Annotated in this window: 2 protein-coding genes; both read left to right on the top strand. The window is 63.2% G+C overall.

The features are described from left to right. The first annotated feature begins 126 nt into the window (after positions 1 to 126). Positions 127 to 738: a glutathione S-transferase gene (locus tag EOC06_RS33805; protein WP_128309840.1), complete on the top strand. Its 612-nt coding sequence runs from the start codon at positions 127 to 129 to the stop codon at positions 736 to 738. Next, a partial coding sequence (locus EOC06_RS33810) for a uracil-DNA glycosylase family protein (RefSeq protein WP_128309841.1) occupies positions 678 to 1,292 on the top strand: 615 nt, incomplete at its 3' end. The genes EOC06_RS33805 and EOC06_RS33810, both read left to right, overlap by 61 nt.

Here is a 1,292-nt window from a genome sequence, read left to right on the forward strand (position 1 = left end):
ATCACGGCGAAGTCGTCGAGAAGAAGCACGGCACGCTGGCGTCGATCGGCGATGCCGTGCGCGAGATTTTTCGCTTCTGGTGATGCGCGTCCTGGAAGCCGAACCGAGAACGAACAGGAGGATGGAATGAAACTCTTCGACGGTGGCCGGGCGCCCAACCCAAGGCGGGTCCGCGTTTTCCTGGCCGAGAAAGGCATCGAAGTTCCACAGGTGCCCATCGACATGGGGGCGCTGGAACACAGGCAACAGGCGGTCAGCTCGCGCAATCCCTTGCTGCGCCTGCCGGTGCTGGAACTCGACGACGGCACCGTCATCACGGAATCCGTCGCCATCTGCCGTTATTTCGAGGAACTGCATCCCGAACCGGCCCTGTTCGGGCGTGGCGCACTCGGCAAGGCGCAGGTCGAGATGTGGCAGCGACGGATGGAATTCAATTTGCTCAGCTGCGTCACGCAGGCCTTCCGGCACACCCATCCGGCCATGAAGGAATGGGAAATCCCGCAGGTCTCCGAATGGGGCGAGGCCAACAAGCCGAAGGCCGTGGCGTTCCTCAGGCTGCTGGATGGCGAACTGGGCAGCCGGGAGTTCATCGCCGGTGACAGCTATTCGATCGCCGACATCACCGGCCTGATCGCTGTCGACTTCATGAAGCCGGCACGCATCAAGGTGCCGGATGATTGCTCGAATGTGTTGCGTTGGCATCAGGCCGTCTCCAGCCGGCCGAGCGCATCAGCCTGAGAATGACTGCCGAACTCGAAAACCTCGTCGCCAAGGTCCGCGCCTGTCGCATCTGCGTGGAAAATCCGGCCGGCAAGCCGTTACCGCATGAGCCACGACCTGTGCTGCGCCCATCGTCCAGCGCCCGTATCCTGATCGCCAGCCAGGCGCCCGGCACCAAGGTGCATCTGTCGGGCATGCCGTTCACCGACGCCTCCGGCGATCGCTTGCGCAGTTGGCTTGGTGTTACGAGCGACGAGTTCTACGACATCGAAAAATTCGCCATCGTGCCGATGGGTTTCTGCTTTCCCGGCCAGGATGCCAAGGGGGGAGACCTGCCGCCGAGGCGCGAATGCGCGGCGGCCTGGCGCGCACCCTTGATGGCCTCGATGCCACGGATCGATCTGGTGCTGACAATCGGCATCTATGCGCAGTCCTGGCATATGGGTGCGGCGCGCCGGCCCTCCCTGACGGAAACAGTCATGGACTGGCGCTCCATCTGGGAGAATTCCGTCGGTCCGAAAGTGTTGCCGCTGCCGCATCCCTCGTGGCGCAACACCGGCTGGCTGAAGAAG

Origin of the sequence: Mesorhizobium sp. M7A.F.Ca.MR.362.00.0.0 (assembly GCF_004023175.1) — a bacterium.
In the GTDB taxonomy this organism is placed as follows: domain Bacteria; phylum Pseudomonadota; class Alphaproteobacteria; order Rhizobiales; family Rhizobiaceae; genus Mesorhizobium.